The sequence below is a fragment of the Pseudomonas sp. NMI760_13 genome (genome assembly GCF_021283245.1).
GTDB classification, from domain to species: domain Bacteria; phylum Pseudomonadota; class Gammaproteobacteria; order Pseudomonadales; family Pseudomonadaceae; genus Aquipseudomonas; species Aquipseudomonas peradeniyensis.
The window spans coordinates 179,936-199,037 of sequence record NZ_JAJSRC010000006.1 but is presented as its reverse complement, the minus strand read 5'-3'; the positions used below and the strand labels follow the sequence as shown (position 1 = coordinate 199,037).

Sequence of the window (19,102 nt, the reverse complement as noted above, 5' to 3'; positions counted from 1 at the left end):
CGAATGGGCGCAAGGAATTGCGAAACCCGGTTACTCCGGCTTCTTCAGCTTCGGATTGGGGAAGAACTGCACGGTCTGCACCTTGGCCGGCGCCGCCTTGGGCGCCAGGTGGTTGACCCGGGTGCCCAGCTCCGAGGGTACCGACAGGCCCTGTTCGTTCAGGGTGTCGGTGAACCCGCAGGCCACGCACTCGCGGTGCGGCACGCCGTCCTCGTTCCACATCATCAGCTTGTCCATCTCACTGCACGCCGGGCATACCGCCCCGGCGATGAAACGTCGCTTGCTCTTGCTCACGGCTACCTCGCTCATGCCGCCGCGTCCTCGGTAAGGCCACTGTGGCGCAGCAATGCATCGATGGAAGGCTCACGGCCACGGAAGTCGACGAACAGCACCATCGGCTCACGGGAGCCGCCACGGGCCAGGATGGCTTCGCGGAAGGCACGGCCGGTCTCGGCGTTCAGCACGCCTTCTTCCTCGAAGCGCGAGAAGGCGTCGGCCGACAGCACTTCGGCCCACTTGTAACTGTAGTAACCCGCCGCGTAACCGCCGGCGAAGATGTGCGCGAAGCTGTTGGGGAAACGGTTGTAGGCCGGCGGACGCATCACCGAGACCTCGTCTCGCACGCCTTCGAGCACCTGCAGCACGCTGCGGCCGTCGCCGTGGGTGGCGTGCAGCTCGAAGTCGAACAGCGAGAACTCCAGCTGGCGCACCATCATCATGCCGGACTGGAAGTTCTTCGCCGCCAGCATTTTGTCCAGCAGGTCCTGGGGCAGTGGTTCGCCGGTCTCGTAGTGGCCGGAAATCAGCGCCAAGCCCTCGGGCTCCCAGCACCAGTTCTCCATGAACTGGCTCGGCAGCTCCACCGCGTCCCAGGCCACGCCGTTGATGCCGGACACGCCAGCATGCTCGATGCGGGTCAGCAGATGGTGCAGGCCGTGGCCGAACTCGTGGAACAGGGTGGTGACTTCGTCGTGGGTCAGCAGCGCCGGTTTGCCGGGCGTGGCCGGGGTGAAGTTGCACACCAGGTTGGCCACCGGGCTCTGCAGCGAGCCGGCGGCGGTGCGGCGATGATCGCGGGCGCCGTCCATCCAGGCACCGCCACGCTTGTTGGCGCGGGCATAGAGGTCGAAGAAGAAGCGCCCGACGTGCTGGCCGTTTTCCTTGATCTCGAACAGGCGCACGTCCGGGTGCCAGCTGTCGAAGCCCTTGAGCTCGGCGATCTCGATGCCGTACAGGCGCTGGACGATGGCGAACAGGCCGGTCAGCACCTTGTCGATCGGGAAGTAGGCGCGCAGGGCTTCCTGCGACACGCTGTAGCGCTGCTCGCGCAGCTTCTCGCCGAAGTAGCCGGCGTCCCAGCTGGCCAGCTCAGGGGTACCCTGCTCGGCGGCGTAGGCCTTGAGCTGTTCCAGGTCCTGGGCAGCGAACGGCTTGGAACGCTTGGCCAGGTCGCGCAGGAAGCTCAGCACCTGGTCGCTGGACTCGGCCATCTTGGTGGCCAGGCTCAGCTCGGCGAAGTTCGGGTAGCCCAGCAGCTTGGCCAGCTCCTGACGCAGGTCGAGGATCTCTTCCATTACCGGGCCATTGTCGAACTGGCCGGCGTTCGGCCCCTGGTCGGAGGCGCGGGTGCAGTAGGCGGCATACAGCTCTTCGCGCAGGGCGCGGTCGTCGGCGTAGGTCATCACCGCGTAATAGCTGGGGAATTCCAGGGTGATCAGCCAACCGTCGAGGCCCTTGGCCTGGGCGGCGGCGGCCATCTGCGCCTTGGCCGAGTCGGTCAGGCCGGCGAGGGCGGCCTCGTCGGTGACGTGCTTGGTCCAGGCCTGGGTGGCATCGAGCAGCTGGTTGGAGAAGCGGCTGCCCAGCTCGCTGAGCTTGCTCTGCACTTCGGCGTAGCGCCGCTGCTGGTCGGCCGGCAGGTCGATGCCCGACAGGCGGAAGTCGCGCAGGGCGTGGTCGATGATGGTCTTCTGCGCCACGTCGAAGCCTGCGGCCTCGGGGCTGGCGGCCAGGGCTTCATAGGCTTCGAACAGGGCGCGATTCTGGCCCAGTTCGGTGGAATAGGCGCTCAGGGCCGGCAGGCACGACTCGTAGGCCTCGCGCAGCTCCTGGCTGTTGCACACCGCATTGAGGTGGCTGACCGGGCTCCAGGCGGCGCCCAGGCGGTCGTTGAGTTCGTCCATCGCCAGCACCAGGCCGGCCCAGGTCGGGTTCTTGCCCTGCTTTTCGAGGATCTCGGCGATGGCCTTGCGGTTGTCGGCGAGGATCTGCTCGATCGCCGGCAGCACATGCTCGGCGCGGATCGCCGAGAAGGGCGGCAGATCATGGGACTGCAGCAGCGGGTTGTTCGCACTCACGGTTCGGGTACCTTGGCAGGAGAAACACGGGACCATCTTAATTACAATCGACGCCGACCGCAGCAGGCAGCCTGCCTATCGGCATTGCAGAGGAACACTATCATGGCCCTCCGGACCTTCCAGCAACACACGCCGAAAGTGGGAGCACGGGCCTTCGTCGACCGCTCGGCGGTGGTCATCGGCGACGTCGAGATCGGCGAGGACAGCTCGATCTGGCCGCTGACCGTGGTACGCGGCGACATGCACCGCATCCGCATCGGCGCGCGCACCAGCGTGCAGGACGCCAGCGTGCTGCACATCACCCACGCCGGGCCGTTCAACCCCGACGGTTTTCCGCTGATCATCGGTGACGAGGTGACCATCGGTCACAAAGTCATGCTGCATGGCTGTACCCTGGGCAACCGCATCCTGGTCGGCATGGGCAGCACCCTCATGGACGGCGCCATCGTCGAGGACGAGGTGATCATCGGCGCCGGCAGCCTGGTGCCGCCCGGCAAGCGCCTGGTCAGCGGCTACCTGTACATGGGCAGCCCGGTGAAGCAGGTGCGCCTGCTGAGCGAGCAGGAACACGCGTTCTTTGCCTACAGTGCCGGCAACTACGTGAAGCTCAAGGACCAGCACCTGGCCGAAGGCTACGACCAACCGCAATGACGCCATCGCGGGGCAAGCCCGCTCCCACAGATCTTGCACACAGCCTGTGGGAGCGGGTTTACCCGCGAAGCAGTCGACCCAGAATTCGAGCGGAATCCATTACATGCACCAGCAGAACATCCTTTTCGACCTCGACGGCACCCTGACCGACCCGCGCTCAGGAATCACCCGCTCGATCCAGTACGCCCTGGCCAAGCTGGGCATCGACGAGCCGGACCTGACCCGTCTCGAGCACTTCATCGGCCCACCCCTGTTGCAGGCCTTCATGCAGTTCTATGGCTTCGACGAGGCCAAGGCCTGGGACGCGGTGAACTTCTACCGCGAGCGCTTCAAGGTCACCGGGCTGTACGAGAACCTGGTGTTCGACGGCGTACCCGAGCTGCTGCAGGCGCTAAACGGCCAAGGCCGCACCCTGTATATCGCCACTTCCAAGCCGTGGGTGTATGCCCGCGAGATCGCCCGGCATTTCGAGTTCGACCAGCACTTCAAGGTGATCTACGGCAGCGAGCTGGACGGCACCCGCACCAACAAGGTCGAGCTGATTCGCCACCTGCTGGATGAAGAAGGGCTGGACCCGGCACAGACCCTGATGATCGGCGACCGCAAGCATGACCTGATCGGTGCGCGCAGCAATGGGTTGCAGGCCGTGGCGGTGGGCTATGGGTTCGGCAGCCGGGAGGAACTGGAGGCCGAGGCGCCAGCGTTCCATTTCGAGACACTGGCCGAGTTGCACCAGGCCTTTACGCGCTGACCTCTTCGCGGGGCAAGCCCGCTCCCACGCTGTCCTCTGTCCCACGCTGGCAGCTGATCATGGCGTGGGAGCGGGCTTGCCCCGCGATGGCATCAGACGCTCCAACTGTGCCTTGCGCCTATCAATGGGCATCCGACCCAATTCTTCGACTCGCTGGTAAAACCGCAACCAATCCCCACCAACATCCTTGAACAACTGCGAAAACGCCGGAACCCACTGATCATAAAGCCCAAAAGGCAACAACTTGGCATTGTTCAATGGCGCAAAGATCCAGGCATCGAACCGCCGATCCCCGCCCCAATCCCGATCCCGCACCTCGCGGTATTCCCGGCGCAACCGCTCGAACTCAACCTGCTTGGCCGCCCGTTTGCTCGCCTCATCCAACGGCCCGGCATAGATCGCCTGCAACCGCTCGCGGCTGGCCAGCACCAGCCGGGTGAACTGCTCGCGCTGCCGGGCGCCAGCCTCGTCGATGGCTGCCAAGCCACGTGCCGCGCGCCATTGCCGGGTGCCCTCCTGTTCGACGAACGAGGCGAACGACTCGTTGAACTCGGTATCGTCCTGCACGTAGAAGCGCTGGTGCGCCAGCTCATGGAAGATCACCGTGGCCAGGCGCTCATCCCCCCAGCCGGCCATGGTCGACAGAATCGGGTCATCGAACCATCCCAGGGTGGAGTAAGCCTCCACGCCTCCCACATAGACATCCAGGCCTTCCTGGCGCATCAACGCCGCCGCGCCGCGGGCCGCGCCCTGCCGGTAATACCCTCGATAAGCCACGCAGCCGGCGATGGGGAAGCAATGGGTCACCGGCTGCAACGACAGCTCAGGTGTCGCGAACACATTCCACACCACATACGGTCGCCCCAAATCGGCGTAGACCCGGTAACTGCCGTTGTCCGGCAACTTCAACTGCGAGCTGGCAAACGCCCGGGCCTTTTCGGCAAACGACAGGCGCTGGCGCAGCACCGGGCTGGTGGCCGGATCCTCGATCACCCGATCCAGCGGCTGGCGCGCCCGCAACAACTGCCACTGGCCCTCGGCCAACTGGCCGTAATAGCCCACGCTGGAGCAACCGCTCAGCAGGACGCCCAGCGCCACGGGAACCAACCGGGTGAAAACGCGGTCCAGAGCCCGACGGCCGCAGCGCATGAAAAGAAAAAGTCCAAACATCGAGGCTGTCTATCTCGCTCGTCGGCCGAATGCGACCAAGACTATCTCGCCAAGGGGAAGCTTCGCCATGCGTACTCTGCTGTTTGCCGCCGGCACGCTCGTGCTGCTGTCCGGTTGTGCCTCATTCCTGCCGCGCGCCGACCCGAACCAGGCCTGGATCGACCTCGCCGCGGGTGACAACGACTCGCTGCACGCCCTGCAGGTCGATGAGCGCGACTGGGCCGACACCCGCTATTTCCAGGTGCAGCCCGGCAATCATGAGCTGACCGTGCGCTACCAGTTCACCGTGACGCCAAGCAACATCGGCCCGGTGGACGAGCCGCTGTGGCGCGACTGCCAGCTCAATATCAGCTACAAGGACTTCACCGCCGGGCAACGCTACCAGATGCAGGCGGGCAGCATCGGTTTCCGCCCCTGGATCAAGCTCTACGACCAGCAGCAGAAACTGATCGGCCAAGGTGAGCCGGCAGGCTGCCAGCGCACCTGAACCCTGCGAACGGCGCTATGCTTGTAACCTGTGAACCGCGAGCGGGAGTTTCACCATGCGCCAGCCCATGATGCTGATGGCCCTCAGTGCACTGGGGGCGTGCGCCAGCCCCTTGCCGCCCGTAGACCCAGGCAAGGCCTGGGTCGATCTCTACACCATCACCCCCGGCAGGACCATCATGGCCGACCGCCTCGACGGCCAGCGCCTGGATGACGGTCGCTACTTCCAGGTGACGCCGGGCAAGCACGAACTGGTGGTGCGCTTTGACTACGAGATCCATTCCGGCGGCTTCAGCACCGACCCCACCGAGCGAACCTGCTATCTCACCGTGCGCTACAACGACTTCAAGGCCGGCCAGCGTTATCGCCTGGAGGCACGGGCCCCGGCGATGCAACCGCAGGTGCTGCTGTACGACGCCAACCGCAAGGTGGTGGTCAACGAGCCGAGCAACGTGACCTGTATTCCCTAGGACTCACAGCCATTCGCCTGGAGCGGCCTTGTGTCGCGATAGGGACGCCAGGATTTCAGCATCAAACAAAAATCACCGGTGCTGCTGCGCAGCCCCATCGCGGCACAAGGCCGCTCCTACAGAGGTGGAAGCCGGCCTTACCTATCGTTCTTCTGGTAGATGATCTTCTTCGTGCCGCCATCGCAGCTGCCCACGATCATGTTCTGATCGCGGACTTCGCTGTTAGGCACGATCTCCAGCGTGTAGGAGGTCACCCCGCGCGCCTGGATCTTCGCTTCGATCTCGGCCTTCAGTTCCTCGCACGGCTTGGGCGCGGCCAGTGCGACCGTGGCGAGCAGGGAAGCCAGCACACCAATTGCTACGCGGATCATGGAACGGCTCCTGAGACAGGGCAGACGAGCTGCCAACGCTGTTTAGACTACAGGAAACCGCCGCCGTTGCGCCGCCTAGGAAAGCAGGGTGGCGTCCAGGCTGATAGTCGCGTTCAGTACCTTGGAGACCGGGCAACCCGCCTTGGCCTTGTTGGCGATCTCCTTGAATTGCGCTTCGCTGGCACCCGGCACTGTTGCCTTGAGCGTGAGGTGCACGGCGGTAATGGCAAAGCCGTCGGCCTGCTTGTCGAGACTCACTTCGGCAACGGTATCGATACGTTCCGGGGTGAAACCCGCCTCGCCCAGCATCATCGACAGCGCCATCGAGAAGCACCCGGCATGGGCGGCGCCGATCAGCTCCTCCGGGTTGGTCCCGGGGCTGCCCTCGAAGCGGGTGTTGAAGCCGTAGGGCGCCTGCTTGAGCGCGCCGCTTTCAGTGGAAATCTGGCCTTTGCCGTCCTTCAGACCACCTTGCCAGACCGCCGATGCTGTCTTTTTCATGCTGCCTCCCGGACATGGGTTGGGTATGTACAGTTCTGAGGACTGGGCCTGCGCCAAGTTCAGATCAATCTGCAGGCAGGCATTGAATCCGCCGAATATGCCCATACAGAGTTCGCAAGGCCCTTGGCCAATCACCTGAAGCGGAGGCTCCAATGACGCACCTGCGAGACCTGAAGATATCCACCCTCGACCTGGTGCCCGTGCGCGCCGATGGCAGCCCGGCGCAATCGCTGCACAACTCGCTGGACCTGGCCCGGCACGCCGAACGCTTTGGCTACAACCGCTTCTGGGTCGCCGAACACCACAACATGGACGGCATCGCCAGTTCGGCCACCGCCGTGCTGATCGGCTACCTGGCCGGTGGCACCTCGACCATCCGCATCGGTTCCGGCGGGGTGATGCTGCCCAACCATGCGCCGCTGGTGATTGCCGAGCAGTTCGGTACCCTGGCCAGCCTGTACCCTGGCCGTATCGACCTGGGCCTGGGCCGCGCCCCGGGTTCCGACCAGATGACCGCCCGCGCCCTGCGGCGTGAACGCTCCGGCAGTGCCGACGACTTCCCCGACGATGTCGAGGAACTGTCACGCTACCTCGGCCCGCGTACCGATGATCAAAAAGTGATCGCCGTGCCCGGTCACGACACCGAGGTGCCGATGTGGCTGCTCGGCTCCAGCCTGTTCAGCGCCCAGCTGGCCGGCATGCGCGGCATGCCCTATGCCTTCGCCTCGCACTTCGCGCCACGCTACATGCACGAGGCGATCCGCATCTACCGTGACCATTTCAAGCCGTCCACCACGCTGGACAAGCCTTACGTGATGCTCGGCATCCCGATGGTGGTGGCCGAGACCGACGAAAAGGCCGAGTACCTGGCGACGTCGGTGTACCAGCGCATCCTTGCGCTGATCCGTGGCCAGAGCCTGATGCAGCGCCCGCCGGTCGAAAGCATGAATGGACTATGGCTGCCCCATGAGCGCGATGCGGTGAGCAGCTTCCTGGGCCTGGCGATGATCGGCAGCCCGCAGAAGGTGCGGGCGAAGGTGGAGGTGCTGCTGGAACAGACCGGGGCGGATGAGCTGATCTTTACCAGTGATCTTTATGAGCATGCCGACCGGATCAGGTCCTATGAGCTGATGGCGCAGGCCCTCAAGACCGAGTGATCTTCTTCGCGGGTAAAACCGCTCCCACAGGTACCTCACTGACCTTGATAACAGTGGAATACCTGTGGGAGCGGGCTTGCCCGCGAAGAATCCAGCGCATCAGCCACGGCGGTAGACAATCTCCTTGGTCCCGCCCTCGCAGGTGCCGACCACCTTGCCCGCCGGATCGCCCTTGTTGACGATCTCCAGCGTATAGCCCTTCACCCCCTTGGCATCCAGCTTCGCCGCAATCTCCGCCTTGAGCTCCTCGCACGGCTTGCCCGCCGCCAGCGCGCCGCCGGCCAATGCCATCAGCCCCACGGCCAGAATCAACTTCTTCATCGATCGCTTTCCTTGTACAGATCAAAGACGAAAAGGGCGCGAAGCTCGCGCCCTGCAACCTTATTACCCGATCAGGCCGGGCAAGCCTAGCCCAGCTTCGTTTCAGCTGTTGGCGATGCGAAAGCCCACCTTCAGCGTCACCTGGAAGTGCGCGGCCTTGTTGTCGCGGATATGCCCGCGGGTATCGACCACCTCGAACCACTCCAGGTGCTTGATGCTCTTGCCGGCCTCGGCCAGGGCATTGTTGATCGCTTCTTCAATGCTGGTGGGGGAGGATCCGACCAGCTCGATCTTCTTGTAGGTGTGATGATCCGACATGAGTGCTCTCCTTGGTTGGGTAGTCCGTTGAGCCTAGCAGCGCAGGCCCGGTTTACCTGCGAGCGATCGCCGCAGGAGAAAGTTCGACTGCACTTTCCCACTGCCGCGCAGTCGCACTCCTTACAGCCCATACCGCGAAGGAGAGTCAACATGCCACGCAATTCCCTGCGCCAAGCCTCCCTGGAAAGCATGGAAGCCGAGATCGAAAGCCTGCTCAAGACACTGGAGCACCTCAAGCACGATGCCTCGGAGGAGTCGCACAAGACCATGAAGGCGCTGCGCGGCAATGCCGAAAACGCCCTCAAGCATTCACGCAGCCTGCTCGGTGACGCCTACGAGGAAGTGAAGACCCGCACCCGCCAGACCGGTGTCGCCACCCGCGACTATGCCCAGGAACACCCTTGGACCACCGCCGGTGTGGCAGTCGGCGCCCTCGGCCTGCTGGCCGCCTACCTGATGTGCCGGCGCAGCTAGCCGGCCTGCTGTTGCAGCTCCCGGCGCAGCCATTGCGCCAGCTGCTCGGCGCGCCCGTCCGCGGCGCGCCGGGGCACCCACAGGGCCAACGCGGCGCGGGTCGGTGAGAAGCCCCATGGCGCAGCCAGCCGCCCGGCCTTCAGGTCGTCCGCCACCAGTGGTTGTGGCGCGATGGCCACGCCAAGCCCTGCCACCGCCGCCTCCAGCAGGTAGTACAAATGCTCGAATGCCTGGCCGTAACTCAGCGCGCCGGGCTCGATGCCATGCTGCTGCGCCCAGGTCGGCCAGGCCTGTGGCCGCGAGGTCGTGTGCAACACCGCCTCTCGTTGCAAAGCCACGGCTGGCGCGGCTTTCAAACGATCGAAGCCTTCGAAGTGCGGGCTCATCACCGGGCCGATCCGCTCTTCGGCGAGCACATGCACCTGCATGTCCGCCGGCCAGGGCGGTTCGGCATAGACCAGCAGGGCATCCAGCCCCGGGCGGCGAGGATCGAGATCGCCTTCGCCAGCTGAAAGGTGCAGGCGCAACTCCGGCAGGTCAGCCTTCAAACGTCCCAGGCGCGGGATGAACCAGCGCGCCAGCAGGCTGCCGGAACAACCGAGCACGAAGGGCGCTTCGTCGGCATCGCGGGAAAGCTCGGCGCAGACACTGCGCAAGCGGTCGAAGGCCTCGAAGCTGGCATCACGCAGGCGCACCCCGGCATCTGTGAGTTTGACGCCACGCCCGTCCTTGGCGAACAGGGCCACGCCCAGATGCTCCTCAAGCACCTTGATCTGTCGGCTGACGGCGCCATGGGTGACGTGAAGTACTTCGGCAGCCTGGCTGACACTGTTCAGCCGGGCGGTCGCCTCGAAGGCCCGCAGGGCGTTGAGGGGGGGAAGGTCCTGGGCCATTTGACTTGTGAGTTTTCCTGACAGGTTTTCGCAATCTTATCGGTTTTCAGCCGGGCATGTCGTGGGTAGAGTAAAGCCCATCGACCAGTGTCGGCCTCTTCGCGGGCAAGCCCGCTCCCACAGATTCCAAGTGCGACGCCGTACCTGTGGGAGCGGGTTTACCCGCGAAGAAGCCAGCACGATCCCAACCCATACACCGCTTATGGAGCGCCCCATGACCCAGACCCAATACCGCGCCGGCCCCGATGCCAACGGCCTGTTCGGCTCGTTCGGCGGCCGCTACGTGGCCGAAACCCTGATGCCCCTGGTGCTGGACCTGGCCCGCGAATACGAAGCCGCCAAGGCCGACCCCAAGTTCCTCGAAGAACTGGCCTACTTCCAGCGCGACTACATCGGCCGCCCCAACCCGCTGTACTTCGCCGAGCGCCTGACCGAGCACTGCGGCGGCGCGAAGATCTTCTTCAAGCGTGAAGAGCTCAACCACACCGGCGCGCACAAGGTGAACAACTGCATCGGCCAGGTGCTGCTGGCCAAGCGCATGGGCAAGAAACGCCTGATCGCCGAGACCGGCGCCGGCATGCATGGCGTGGCCACAGCCACCGTCGCCGCGCGCTTCGGCCTGCCTTGCGTGATCTACATGGGCGCCACCGACATCGAGCGTCAGCAGGCCAACGTGTTCCGCATGAAGCTGCTGGGCGCCGAGATCGTCCCGGTGACCGCCGGCACCGGCACGCTCAAGGACGCCATGAACGAGGCCCTGCGTGACTGGGTCACCAACGTCGACGACACCTTCTACCTGATCGGCACCGTGGCAGGTCCCCACCCGTACCCGGCGATGGTCCGCGACTTCCAGTCGATCATCGGCAAGGAAACCCGCGCCCAGTTGCAGGAGAAGGAAGGGCGCCTGCCCGACAGCCTGATCGCCTGCGTCGGCGGCGGCTCCAACGCCATGGGCCTGTTCCACGACTTCCTCGATGATGCCAGCGTGCAGATCATCGGCGTCGAAGCCGGCGGCCACGGCGTGCACACCGACAAGCACGCGGCCAGCCTGAACGGCGGCGTGCCGGGCGTGCTGCACGGCAACCGCACCTACCTGCTGCAGGACGACGACGGCCAGATTACCGACGCCCACTCGATCTCGGCAGGCCTGGACTACCCCGGCATCGGCCCGGAGCACGCCTACCTGCACGAAGTGAAGCGCGTGGAGTACGTCAGTATCACCGACGACGAGGCTCTCGACGCCTTCCACGCCACCTGCCGCCTGGAGGGCATCATCCCGGCGCTGGAAAGCTCCCACGCCCTGGCCGAGGCGATCAAGCGCGCGCCGAAGCTGCCCAAGGACCACCTGATGGTGATCTGCCTGTCCGGTCGTGGTGACAAGGACATGCAAACCGTGATGAACCACATGGCCGCCCAGGAGAAACAGGCATGAGCCGTCTCGAACAACGCTTCGCCGAACTGAAGGCCGAAGGCCGCTCGGCACTGGTCACCTTCGTCACTGCCGGCGACCCGGGCTACGACGCTTCGCTGGAGATCCTCAAGGGCCTGCCAGCGGCCGGTGCCGACGTGATCGAACTGGGGATGCCGTTCACTGACCCCATGGCCGACGGCGTGGCCATCCAGCTCGCCACCCTGCGCGCCCTGGAGGCCGGCCAGACCCTGGCCAAGACCCTGCAGATGGTTCGCGAATTCCGTGTGGATAACCAGACCACGCCCATCGTGTTGATGGGTTACTACAACCCGATCCACCGTTTCGGCGTGGCGCAGTTCGTCGCCGAGGCGAAGGAAGCCGGCGTCGATGGCCTGATCATCGTCGACCTGCCACCGGAGCACGACGCCGAGCTGGCCACTCCGGCCCAGGCCGCGGGTATCGACTTCATCCGCCTGACCACCCCGACCACCGACGATGCGCGCCTGCCGCGCGTGCTGGAGCGCAGCTCCGGGTTCGTCTACTACGTGTCGGTGGCCGGTGTGACCGGTGCCGGTTCGGCAACCACCGAGCATGTGACCGAGGCCATTGCGCGCCTGCGTCGGCATACCGATCTGCCGATCAGTGTTGGCTTTGGTATCCGCACGCCTGAGCAGGCCGCCGCCATTGCCCGTTTGGCCGATGGCGTGGTGGTGGGTTCGGCGCTGGTCGACAAGATCGCCCAGGCCAAGGATGCCGGCCAGGCAGTGAAGGATGTGCTGAGCCTGTGCTCGGCGCTGGCCGAAGGCGTGCGCGCCGCCCGGGCCTGATCCGCGTCGCCTGCTTCGCGGGTAAACCCGCTCCCACAGTAATGGTGTGATCCTGATAGTTTCACCTGACCTGTGGGAGCGGGTTTACCCGCGAAGAGGCCCGCACAGGCAACAACGATCTACTCTTTGAAAATCGACAGATCCAACGGCCTGATCGCCCCCATCCAGATCGCATGATCGCGATGATCCGCCAGCTCATCCCCGGTTTCCGGGTGCAGGAACACCACCAGCCCCTTGCGATACAGCGCCAGCCACGGCAGCACCACCCCCACCACTTCCGGCCCGAAGGCCAGCTGGCAGCTCCAGTCCGGGTGCGGCCCGACCGGCTTCTGGTGCATGCGCCCCATGGTCACGGGAAACACCCGCGTCGCCTCCTCGCACAGCTCGCGGGCCTGTTCCATGGTCGATGCGTCGTAGTACACGTGGGCGTGATAGCCCTTGATCCTTTGCACGGTGGCTCCTGATTACAGTAATACGAACATCTGGAAGTCTACGCCATCCCTGTAGGAGCGGCCTTGTGCCGCGAAAGGGGCGCGAAGCGGCCCCAGATTATGGCAATCCCGCAACACTACCGGGGCTGCTTTGCAGCCCTTTCGCGACACAAGGCCGCTCCTACATGCGCTCCAGCTCCAGCCAATCTACGAACCGCTGGATCAGCGCCCCGCGTCGTTTGCGCGGCGGCAGCACTACGTAATACCCGCGCTCCGACCGCAGACTGCCTTCCATAGGCCGACACAACAACCCTTGCTCGACCAGCCCATCAACCAGATGTGCCCAACCGATGGCCACCCCTTGCCCGGCAATCGCGGCCTGAATCAGCAGCGTGTAGTTATCAAACCGTAGCTGCCCGGACGGAGGCGGGCTGTCCACACCAAGACCACGAAACACCCCCGCCCAATCGAACCAGCGACTGGCCTGCTCGCCCTTCAGATGCAGCAAGGGCAATCGTTGCAAAGCCACGGCTGACAAGGGTTTGCCATGAGCCAGCCGCGGACTGCAGACCGGGAAGACCTCCTCGTCGAACAACCAGCGGCTCTCACCCTGGTGAAAGCGCCCATCGCCAAACAGCACCGCCACATCGATGTCCGGGCGCAACATCCCCTGGCTGCGCTCGCCGGTGACCAGGCTCACATCCACCTGTGGATTGGCCTCGTGAAAGCGTTGCAAGCGCGGCATCAGCCAGAACGCCGCGAAGGCGAAGTCGGTGGCCACCTGCAACACCTCGCGCTGCCCGCGGCCACTGGCCTGGGCAACACCCTCGTCCATGGCCTGCAACCCTTGATGCACCTGTTCGAACAGCAACTGGCCCGCTTCGGTCAGCTCGATGCCCCGGTAGATGCGATCGAACAATCGCGTCCCCAGCCGCGCCTCCAGGCGCTTCACCTGCTGGCTCACCGCCGGCTGCGTGGTGCCCAGCTCCAGGGCAGCGGCAGTAAAGCCACGCAGACGTGCGGCGGCCTCGAATACACGCAGGGCATCGAGGGACAGTTCCGCAAGGTGCTCAAACATAAGCTTGGCTAATCCCAGTCATTGCCCGACGTGGGCTTTACCCACGTTATCCACAGCACCATGCTGGATTGCAAGCGTTCTCCATAACCCTCGACGATGGAAGTCACCATGAAGCAACCCAACATACTGTTCATCATGGCCGACCAGATGGCCGCGCCGCTGCTGCCGATCTACACCCCGTCGCCGATCAGGATGCCCAACCTGGCGCGCCTCGCCGAGCAGGCCGTGGTGTTCGATTCCGCCTACTGCAACAGCCCGCTGTGCGCCCCCTCGCGCTTCACCCTGGTCAGCGGCCAGTTGCCCAGCCGCATCGGCGCCTATGACAACGCCGCCGATTTCCCCGCCGATATACCGACTTACGCCCACTACCTGCGCCGCCTCGGCTACCGCACCGCGCTGTCGGGCAAGATGCATTTCTGCGGCCCGGACCAGTTGCATGGCTATGAGCAAAGACTGACCAGCGACATCTACCCGGCCGATTACGGCTGGGCGGTGAACTGGGACGCCCCCGACGAGCGCCCTAGCTGGTACCACAACATGTCCTCGGTGTTGCAGGCCGGACCCTGCGTGCGTACCAACCAGCTGGATTTCGACGAAGAGGTGGTGTTCAAGGCACGCCAGTACCTCTACGACCACGTGCGCGAAGACGATGGCCGGCCCTTCTGCCTGACCGTGTCGATGACCCACCCGCATGACCCGTACACCATCCCCAAACGCTACTGGAATCTCTACGAGGCGGTGGATATCCCGCAGCCCCGCGACATGATCGCCCAGAGCCAGCAAGACCCGCACTCGCAACGCCTGCTCAAGGTCTACGACCTGTGGGACAAGCCGCTGCCCGTGGACAAGATCCGCGATGCCCGCCGCGCCTACTTCGGCGCCTGCAGCTACATCGACGACAATATCGGCCTGCTTGTGCAGACGCTGGAAGACTGCGGCCTGGCCGACGACACCCTGATCGTCTTCTCCGGCGACCACGGCGACATGCTTGGCGAGCGCGGGCTCTGGTACAAGATGCACTGGTTCGAGATGTCGGCGCGGGTGCCGTTGCTGATCCACGCGCCCAAACGCTTCGCACCAGCGCGGGTCAGCGCCAGCGTATCCACCTGCGATCTGCTGCCGACCCTGGTCGAGTTGGCCGGCGGCGCTGTGGATAACACCCTTCATCTGGACGGCCGCTCGCTGCTCGGCCACCTGCAAGGGCAGGGGGGCCATGACGAGGTGATCGGCGAGTACATGGCCGAAGGCACCGTCGGCCCGCTGATGATGATCCGCCGCGGCGCATACAAGTTCGTGTACAGCGAGGACGACCCCTGTTTACTCTACGACCTGAGCCGCGACCCGCACGAGCGGGAGAACCTCACCGGCAGCCCGGAGCACCAGGCGCTGCTGCAGGCATTTGTCGATGAAGCACGCCAGCGCTGGGATATCCCCAGCCTGCGCCAGCAGGTGCTGGCCAGCCAGCGCCGCCGCCGCCTGGTGGCCGAGGCGCTGGCCATCGGCACGCTGAAAAGCTGGGACCACCAACCCCTGGTGGACGCCAGCCAACAGTACATGCGCAACCACATCGATCTCGACGACCTCGAGCGCAAGGCACGTTATCCACAGCCCGCACCCCTGGATTGAGAAGAGAGGCCGCCATGCAGAAGTTCTCCACCGCCGTGCTCGCCCTGGCCCTGAGCCTGGGCACGGCCCACGCCGCCGACGGCGACGCGCAATGCAGCACCGTGAAGCTGGCCGACCCCGGCTGGAGCGATATTGCCAGCACCAACGCTGTCGCCCGCCTGCTCCTGGAAAGCCTGGGTTACCAGGTGAAGATTGACAGCCTGGCCGTGCCGATCATCTACGGCGGCCTCAAGGATGGCCGGGTGGATGCCTTCCTCGGCAACTGGATGCCGGCGCAGCAGGGTTTTCATGACAAGTTCATCGCCAATGGCGACGTGCAGCAGTTGGCGCGCAACCTGGAGGGCACCGAGTTCACCCTGGCGGTGCCCGATTATGTGTGGGAGGCCGGCGTGAAGGACTTCGCCGACCTGCACAAGTACGCCGACAAGTTCGACAAGAAGCTCTATGGCATCGGCTCCGGCGCGCCGGCCAACCTGTCGCTGAAGGAGATCATCGACAAGAACGACTTCGAGCTCGGCCAGTGGAAGCTGGTCGAGTCCAGCGAGCAGGCGATGTTGGCCCAGGTGGATCGGGCAGTGAAGAAGCAGCAGTTCATCACCTTCCTGGGTTGGACCCCGCACCCGATGAACGTGAAGTTGAAGATGCATTACCTCACGGGTGGCGAAAAATGGTTTGGCAGCAAAGGTGATGTGTACACGCTGACCCGCAAGGGATATCCACAGGTGTGCCCGAATGCGGCGAAGTTGCTGGGCAACCTGACGTTCACGCTGGATATGGAGAACAGCATCATGGCCGAGGTTGTGGATAAGAAGGTGAGCTTTGATGAGGCAGCCAGGGGTTGGGTGAAGGCCCATCCACAGGTGCTTAATGCCTGGCTCGCGGGGGTGACCACCAAAGCTGGCGGGGATGCAGCAGAAACGGTCAAAGCCAAACTCTGATTTTTGTCTGTTAGGCTGCCGGGGCCGCTTTGCGGCCCTTTCGCGGCACAAGGCCGCTCCTACAGGCGAGCGCGAATCCCTGTAGGAGCGGCCTTGTGCCGCGAAACGAGGGCAAAGCCCTCGCCAGCGATACTGAACAGGAATGACGCATGTCTCGTCTTACCCACCTGCTGCCCTTCCTCACCTGGCTCCCCCGCCAATCGGGCCGCAGCCTGCGCCAGGACATGCTGGTGGGCCTGAGCGGCGCCATCCTCGCCCTGCCGCAATCTATCGCCTACGCCCTGATCGCCGGCCTGCCCGCCGAGTACGGCCTGTACGCCGCCATCGTGCCGGTGCTGGTCGCCTGCCTATGGGGCTCTTCCTGGCACCTGATCTGCGGCCCCACCGCCGCTATCTCCATCGTCCTGTACGCCAGCATCAGCCCACTGGCCGTGGTCGGCAGCGCCGACTACGTGACCCTGGTGCTGCTGCTGACCTTTCTCGGCGGCATCTTCCAACTCTTGCTGGGGCTGCTGCGCTTCGGCGCGCTGGTCAACTTCGTCTCCCATTCGGTGGTGCTGGGCTTCACCCTCGGTGCCGCCGTTGTCATCGCCCTGGGCCAATTGCCCAACCTGCTGGGCCTGGACCTATCTAGCCAGGCCACGGCTCTGAAGACCGTGCAGGAATTGGCCGGTCATATTGGCGAGGTGGACATGCCATCGCTGGTACTCGGACTGAGCACCCTGGCGATTGGTGTTGTATTGAAGCTGTGGCGTCCACGCTGGCCTAGCCTGTTGATAAGTCTGCTGCTGGTCAGCCTGGCGGCTTGGCTGTTGCCCGGCGTGTTCGGCCATGTGCCACGCGTGCCTGCTTTCATCGGCCAGTTGCCACCGCTCAGCCCACTGCCGCTACTCGATGTGGAACTGATGCTGCGCCTGCTGCCCAGCGCCGTGGCCATCGGCATGCTTGGGCTGGTCACCAGCCTGTCCATCGCCCGCTCCCTGTCCGCGCGCTCCGAGCAACTGATCGACGCCAACCAGGAGATCCGCGCCCAGGGCCTGTCGAACATCATGGGGGCATTGTTCTCCGGCTACCTGTCCTCCGGCTCCTTTACCCGCTCCGGGCTCAGCTACGACGCAGGCGCCCGCTCACCGTTGGCCGGGGTGTTCTCGGCGCTGTGGGTGGCGCTGTTCGCGGTCGCTGGTGCCGGGCTGATCGCCCATCTGCCGATCCCGGCAATGGCAGGCAGCATCCTGCTGATCTGCTGGGGGCTGGTGGACCATCGCGGCATCCGCGCGCTGTTCCGGGTCAGCCGCTCGGAGTTCCTGGTGATGGCGCTGACCGCCGCCGCGACCCTGCTGCTGGAGCTGCAAACGGCGATCTACGCCGGGGTGCTGGCATCGCTGTTCTTCTACCTCAAGCGCACCTCGAGGCCGCGAGTGCAGCAGAGCCGGGAAGGGGAGGCGGACGTGTTGCGGGTGGGCGGGTCGATCTTCTTCGGCGCGGCGCATTACCTGCAGGTGCGCTTGCAGCGCTGCCAGGGGCCGCATGTGGTGATCGATGCGCGACAGGTGAACTTCATCGACTATTCGGGTGTGGATATGTTGCACCGCGAGGCGCGGCGGTTGATGCGCAATGGCGGTAGCCTGACGTTGCAGCGGGCACGGCCGCAGGTGATAGAGGAACTGCAAAAGCTGGAAGGGATGGCGAGTTGCCCGATTCGCTTCGAGGACTGATGGTCAACTGGCATTTCTGTCAGTTGCCAACAGCGTGCAGGCGATGAAAGAGTGAATAACGCCCATTCACTGCGGAGCACGCCATGAGTAGTTGCGTTCATCTCGCACTGGCACTCGTGCCATTACTAGCCGCTCCAGGCAGCGGCGCTGTGGATAACTGCTGGAGCGTTGCCGATGCTCAGGTACGGATTGCCCGACTGGAAAGCGACATGACCGCTCGCGATCCCTACACTGGCGAAACGCAATCCACAGCAAAACTCGCTCACTACCAGCAGCAGATCTACCTGGAACGCCAATTCATCCAGCAGCGCCCCGAAGTCAACTGCGCGCCAGTTGACGACGCAGCTCATCCAGCACAGGCGCCGTGTCCGGACGCACCCCCCGCCAGATAAAGAACGCCTCAGCCGCCTGCTCGGCCAGCATCCCCAGCCCATCCAGCACCTTGGCCGCGCCAAGCTTGGTGGCCCACTGGCAGAACGGCGTCGGCTCCTTGCCATACATCATGTCATAGCAGACCGTGCGCCCCGCCTCGACCAGGCTGTCGGCAATCGGCGGCAGCTCGCCGGACAGGCTCGCCGAAGTGGCGTTGATGATCACGTCCACCGGCTCCTGCAACCAGCCGAAACCACTGGCCACCACCGGCCCAAGCTCATCGAATTCGCGCGCCAGTTGCTCGGCCTTTTCCACGGTGCGGTTGGCGATAACCAGCGATTGCGGGTTGTGCGCCAGGATAGGCTCCAGCACACCTCGAACAGCACCGCCGGCGCCAAGGATAAGGATGCGCTTGCCAGTCAAGACCACCCCGGCGTTCACCGTCAGGTCACGCACCAGCCCCGCACCGTCGGTGTTGTCACCCTGCAAGGTGCCGTCAGCCAGCTTGGTCAGGGTGTTCACCGCACCGGCACGCTGTGCACGCGGGGTGAGGCTGTCGCACAGGCGATAGGCCTCTTCCTTGAACGGCACGGTGACGTTGGCGCCGCTGCCTTGCTTGAAGAAGCCTGTGGCGCAGTCGCTGAACTCATCCAGCGGCGCCAGCAGGGTGCCGTACTCCAGGTCCTGGCCGGTCTGGTCGGCGAACAGGCGGTGGATCAGCGGCGACTTGCTGTGGCCGATGGGGTTGCCGAATACGACGTATTGGTCCATGAGGGCTCCTCGG

General features: G+C 64.6%; 23 protein-coding genes. 11 read left to right on the top strand and 12 right to left on the bottom strand.

Features of this window, described 5'->3' with window-relative positions; all coding sequences use genetic code 11:
* Positions 1–30: 30 nt before the first annotated feature.
* Positions 31–309, bottom strand: a complete 279-nt coding sequence (locus tag LU671_RS09055) for a YheV family putative zinc ribbon protein (protein ID WP_110736062.1) — start codon at positions 307–309, stop codon at positions 31–33.
* Entirely contained in the window at positions 306–2,393 is a 2,088-nt protein-coding gene (gene prlC / locus LU671_RS09050; RefSeq protein WP_232855459.1) for an oligopeptidase A, read from the bottom strand. The genes LU671_RS09055 and prlC overlap by 4 nt, the downstream gene beginning before the upstream one ends.
* Before the next feature lie 66 nt (positions 2,394–2,459).
* Between prlC and LU671_RS09045 the strand changes: the two genes are divergently transcribed.
* Positions 2,460–3,008 (top strand): gamma carbonic anhydrase family protein, encoded by a 549-nt coding sequence (locus tag LU671_RS09045; protein ID WP_232855458.1) that lies wholly within the window; start codon positions 2,460–2,462, stop codon positions 3,006–3,008.
* Positions 3,009–3,111: 103 nt separating this feature from the next.
* Positions 3,112–3,759 carry an HAD family hydrolase gene (locus LU671_RS09040; RefSeq protein WP_203649175.1) on the top strand — a complete coding sequence of 216 codons (648 nt, stop codon included), beginning with the start codon at positions 3,112–3,114 and terminating at the stop codon, positions 3,757–3,759.
* Between the two features lie 57 nt (positions 3,760–3,816).
* On the opposite strand, the gene LU671_RS09035 is transcribed toward LU671_RS09040, so the two are convergent.
* Positions 3,817–4,908: an aminopeptidase gene (locus LU671_RS09035; RefSeq protein ID WP_232855457.1), complete on the bottom strand. Its 1,092-nt coding sequence runs from the start codon at positions 4,906–4,908 to the stop codon at positions 3,817–3,819.
* Positions 4,909–4,996: 88 nt separating this feature from the next.
* Between LU671_RS09035 and LU671_RS09030 the strand changes: the two genes are divergently transcribed.
* Both LU671_RS09030 and LU671_RS09025 read left to right on the top strand, forming a co-directional pair.
* Entirely contained in the window at positions 4,997–5,416 is a 420-nt protein-coding gene (locus tag LU671_RS09030) for a PA0061/PA0062 family lipoprotein (protein WP_232855456.1), read from the top strand.
* Positions 5,417–5,471: 55 nt separating this feature from the next.
* The gene (locus tag LU671_RS09025; protein WP_203649181.1) at positions 5,472–5,885 is read left to right on the top strand and encodes a PA0061/PA0062 family lipoprotein; all 414 of its coding nucleotides are present in this window, start codon (positions 5,472–5,474) and stop codon (positions 5,883–5,885) included.
* Positions 5,886–6,022: 137 nt separating this feature from the next.
* On the opposite strand, the gene LU671_RS09020 is transcribed toward LU671_RS09025, so the two are convergent.
* Positions 6,023–6,256, bottom strand: coding sequence for a DUF1161 domain-containing protein (locus tag LU671_RS09020; RefSeq protein WP_203649183.1), 234 nt, complete (start codon positions 6,254–6,256; stop codon positions 6,023–6,025).
* A gap of 75 nt (positions 6,257–6,331) precedes the next feature.
* Positions 6,332–6,757: an OsmC family protein gene (locus LU671_RS09015; protein WP_203649185.1), complete on the bottom strand. Its 426-nt coding sequence runs from the start codon at positions 6,755–6,757 to the stop codon at positions 6,332–6,334.
* Between the two features lie 152 nt (positions 6,758–6,909).
* On the opposite strand from LU671_RS09015, the gene LU671_RS09010 reads away from it, so the two are divergent.
* On the top strand, positions 6,910–7,914 hold the full coding sequence (locus LU671_RS09010) for an LLM class flavin-dependent oxidoreductase (RefSeq protein WP_203649187.1): 1,005 nt from the start codon (positions 6,910–6,912) through the stop codon (positions 7,912–7,914).
* 99 nt (positions 7,915–8,013) lie between these two features.
* On the opposite strand, the gene LU671_RS09005 is transcribed toward LU671_RS09010, so the two are convergent.
* A complete protein-coding gene (locus LU671_RS09005; protein WP_110736077.1) occupies positions 8,014–8,235 on the bottom strand; it encodes a DUF1161 domain-containing protein in 222 nt (73 codons plus the stop codon).
* Between the two features lie 102 nt (positions 8,236–8,337).
* On the bottom strand, positions 8,338–8,553 hold the full coding sequence (locus LU671_RS09000) for a dodecin (RefSeq protein WP_011531496.1): 216 nt from the start codon (positions 8,551–8,553) through the stop codon (positions 8,338–8,340).
* Between the two features lie 150 nt (positions 8,554–8,703).
* On the opposite strand from LU671_RS09000, the gene LU671_RS08995 reads away from it, so the two are divergent.
* Positions 8,704–9,027 (top strand): DUF883 family protein, encoded by a 324-nt coding sequence (locus tag LU671_RS08995; RefSeq protein WP_203649189.1) that lies wholly within the window; start codon positions 8,704–8,706, stop codon positions 9,025–9,027.
* On the opposite strand, the gene LU671_RS08990 is transcribed toward LU671_RS08995, so the two are convergent.
* Positions 9,024–9,920, bottom strand: a complete 897-nt coding sequence (locus tag LU671_RS08990) for a LysR family transcriptional regulator (RefSeq protein WP_232855455.1) — start codon at positions 9,918–9,920, stop codon at positions 9,024–9,026. The two genes, LU671_RS08995 and LU671_RS08990, sit on opposite strands and share 4 nt — an antisense overlap.
* A 214-nt stretch (positions 9,921–10,134) precedes the next feature.
* Here LU671_RS08990 and trpB point away from each other — a divergent pair, with 214 nt between their 5' ends.
* Positions 10,135–11,352, top strand: coding sequence for a tryptophan synthase subunit beta (trpB, locus tag LU671_RS08985; RefSeq protein ID WP_110736082.1), 1,218 nt, complete (start codon positions 10,135–10,137; stop codon positions 11,350–11,352).
* On the top strand, positions 11,349–12,158 hold the full coding sequence (gene trpA / locus LU671_RS08980) for a tryptophan synthase subunit alpha (RefSeq protein WP_203649191.1): 810 nt from the start codon (positions 11,349–11,351) through the stop codon (positions 12,156–12,158). Before trpB ends, trpA begins: the two co-directional genes overlap by 4 nt.
* 119 nt (positions 12,159–12,277) lie before the next feature.
* Here trpA and LU671_RS08975 read toward each other — a convergent pair whose 3' ends face one another.
* Both LU671_RS08975 and LU671_RS08970 read right to left on the bottom strand, forming a co-directional pair.
* Positions 12,278–12,610 carry a DOPA 4,5-dioxygenase family protein gene (locus LU671_RS08975; protein WP_232855454.1) on the bottom strand — a complete coding sequence of 111 codons (333 nt, stop codon included), beginning with the start codon at positions 12,608–12,610 and terminating at the stop codon, positions 12,278–12,280.
* A gap of 160 nt (positions 12,611–12,770) precedes the next feature.
* Entirely contained in the window at positions 12,771–13,667 is an 897-nt protein-coding gene (locus LU671_RS08970) for a choline sulfate utilization transcriptional regulator (RefSeq protein WP_232855453.1), read from the bottom strand.
* A gap of 108 nt (positions 13,668–13,775) precedes the next feature.
* Between LU671_RS08970 and betC the strand changes: the two genes are divergently transcribed.
* From betC to LU671_RS08955, 3 genes are all read left to right on the top strand, one after another.
* Positions 13,776–15,293 (top strand): choline-sulfatase, encoded by a 1,518-nt coding sequence (gene betC, locus LU671_RS08965; RefSeq protein WP_232855452.1) that lies wholly within the window; start codon positions 13,776–13,778, stop codon positions 15,291–15,293.
* 14 nt (positions 15,294–15,307) lie between these two features.
* Positions 15,308–16,231, top strand: a complete 924-nt coding sequence (gene choX / locus LU671_RS08960; protein ID WP_232855451.1) for a choline ABC transporter substrate-binding protein — start codon at positions 15,308–15,310, stop codon at positions 16,229–16,231.
* A gap of 149 nt (positions 16,232–16,380) precedes the next feature.
* Complete coding sequence (locus tag LU671_RS08955) at positions 16,381–17,946, top strand: SulP family inorganic anion transporter (RefSeq protein ID WP_232855450.1); 1,566 nt, start codon at positions 16,381–16,383, stop codon at positions 17,944–17,946.
* Positions 17,947–18,071: 125 nt separating this feature from the next.
* On the opposite strand, the gene LU671_RS08950 is transcribed toward LU671_RS08955, so the two are convergent.
* Together LU671_RS08950 and aroE are read right to left on the bottom strand one after the other, a co-directional pair.
* Positions 18,072–18,296 carry a hypothetical protein gene (locus LU671_RS08950; RefSeq protein WP_232855449.1) on the bottom strand — a complete coding sequence of 75 codons (225 nt, stop codon included), beginning with the start codon at positions 18,294–18,296 and terminating at the stop codon, positions 18,072–18,074.
* Positions 18,265–19,089: a shikimate dehydrogenase gene (aroE, locus tag LU671_RS08945; protein ID WP_232855448.1), complete on the bottom strand. Its 825-nt coding sequence runs from the start codon at positions 19,087–19,089 to the stop codon at positions 18,265–18,267. Before aroE ends, LU671_RS08950 begins: the two co-directional genes overlap by 32 nt.
* Positions 19,090–19,102 lie beyond the last annotated feature (13 nt).

Coding starts and splice junctions, on each gene's coding strand:
- LU671_RS09055 (WP_110736062.1), bottom strand. CDS start 309: ATGAGCGAGGTAGCCGTGAGCAAGAGCAAGCGACGTTTCATCGCCGGG.
- prlC (WP_232855459.1), bottom strand. CDS start 2,393: ATGGTCCCGTGTTTCTCCTGCCAAGGTACCCGAACCGTGAGTGCGAAC.
- LU671_RS09045 (WP_232855458.1), top strand. CDS start 2,460: ATGGCCCTCCGGACCTTCCAGCAACACACGCCGAAAGTGGGAGCACGG.
- LU671_RS09040 (WP_203649175.1), top strand. CDS start 3,112: ATGCACCAGCAGAACATCCTTTTCGACCTCGACGGCACCCTGACCGAC.
- LU671_RS09035 (WP_232855457.1), bottom strand. CDS start 4,908: ATGCGCTGCGGCCGTCGGGCTCTGGACCGCGTTTTCACCCGGTTGGTT.
- LU671_RS09030 (WP_232855456.1), top strand. CDS start 4,997: ATGCGTACTCTGCTGTTTGCCGCCGGCACGCTCGTGCTGCTGTCCGGT.
- LU671_RS09025 (WP_203649181.1), top strand. CDS start 5,472: ATGCGCCAGCCCATGATGCTGATGGCCCTCAGTGCACTGGGGGCGTGC.
- LU671_RS09020 (WP_203649183.1), bottom strand. CDS start 6,256: ATGATCCGCGTAGCAATTGGTGTGCTGGCTTCCCTGCTCGCCACGGTC.
- LU671_RS09015 (WP_203649185.1), bottom strand. CDS start 6,757: ATGAAAAAGACAGCATCGGCGGTCTGGCAAGGTGGTCTGAAGGACGGC.
- LU671_RS09010 (WP_203649187.1), top strand. CDS start 6,910: ATGACGCACCTGCGAGACCTGAAGATATCCACCCTCGACCTGGTGCCC.
- LU671_RS09005 (WP_110736077.1), bottom strand. CDS start 8,235: ATGAAGAAGTTGATTCTGGCCGTGGGGCTGATGGCATTGGCCGGCGGC.
- LU671_RS09000 (WP_011531496.1), bottom strand. CDS start 8,553: ATGTCGGATCATCACACCTACAAGAAGATCGAGCTGGTCGGATCCTCC.
- LU671_RS08995 (WP_203649189.1), top strand. CDS start 8,704: ATGCCACGCAATTCCCTGCGCCAAGCCTCCCTGGAAAGCATGGAAGCC.
- LU671_RS08990 (WP_232855455.1), bottom strand. CDS start 9,920: ATGGCCCAGGACCTTCCCCCCCTCAACGCCCTGCGGGCCTTCGAGGCG.
- trpB (WP_110736082.1), top strand. CDS start 10,135: ATGACCCAGACCCAATACCGCGCCGGCCCCGATGCCAACGGCCTGTTC.
- trpA (WP_203649191.1), top strand. CDS start 11,349: ATGAGCCGTCTCGAACAACGCTTCGCCGAACTGAAGGCCGAAGGCCGC.
- LU671_RS08970 (WP_232855453.1), bottom strand. CDS start 13,667: ATGTTTGAGCACCTTGCGGAACTGTCCCTCGATGCCCTGCGTGTATTC.
- betC (WP_232855452.1), top strand. CDS start 13,776: ATGAAGCAACCCAACATACTGTTCATCATGGCCGACCAGATGGCCGCG.
- choX (WP_232855451.1), top strand. CDS start 15,308: ATGCAGAAGTTCTCCACCGCCGTGCTCGCCCTGGCCCTGAGCCTGGGC.
- LU671_RS08955 (WP_232855450.1), top strand. CDS start 16,381: ATGTCTCGTCTTACCCACCTGCTGCCCTTCCTCACCTGGCTCCCCCGC.
- LU671_RS08950 (WP_232855449.1), bottom strand. CDS start 18,296: ATGAGCTGCGTCGTCAACTGGCGCGCAGTTGACTTCGGGGCGCTGCTG.
- aroE (WP_232855448.1), bottom strand. CDS start 19,089: ATGGACCAATACGTCGTATTCGGCAACCCCATCGGCCACAGCAAGTCG.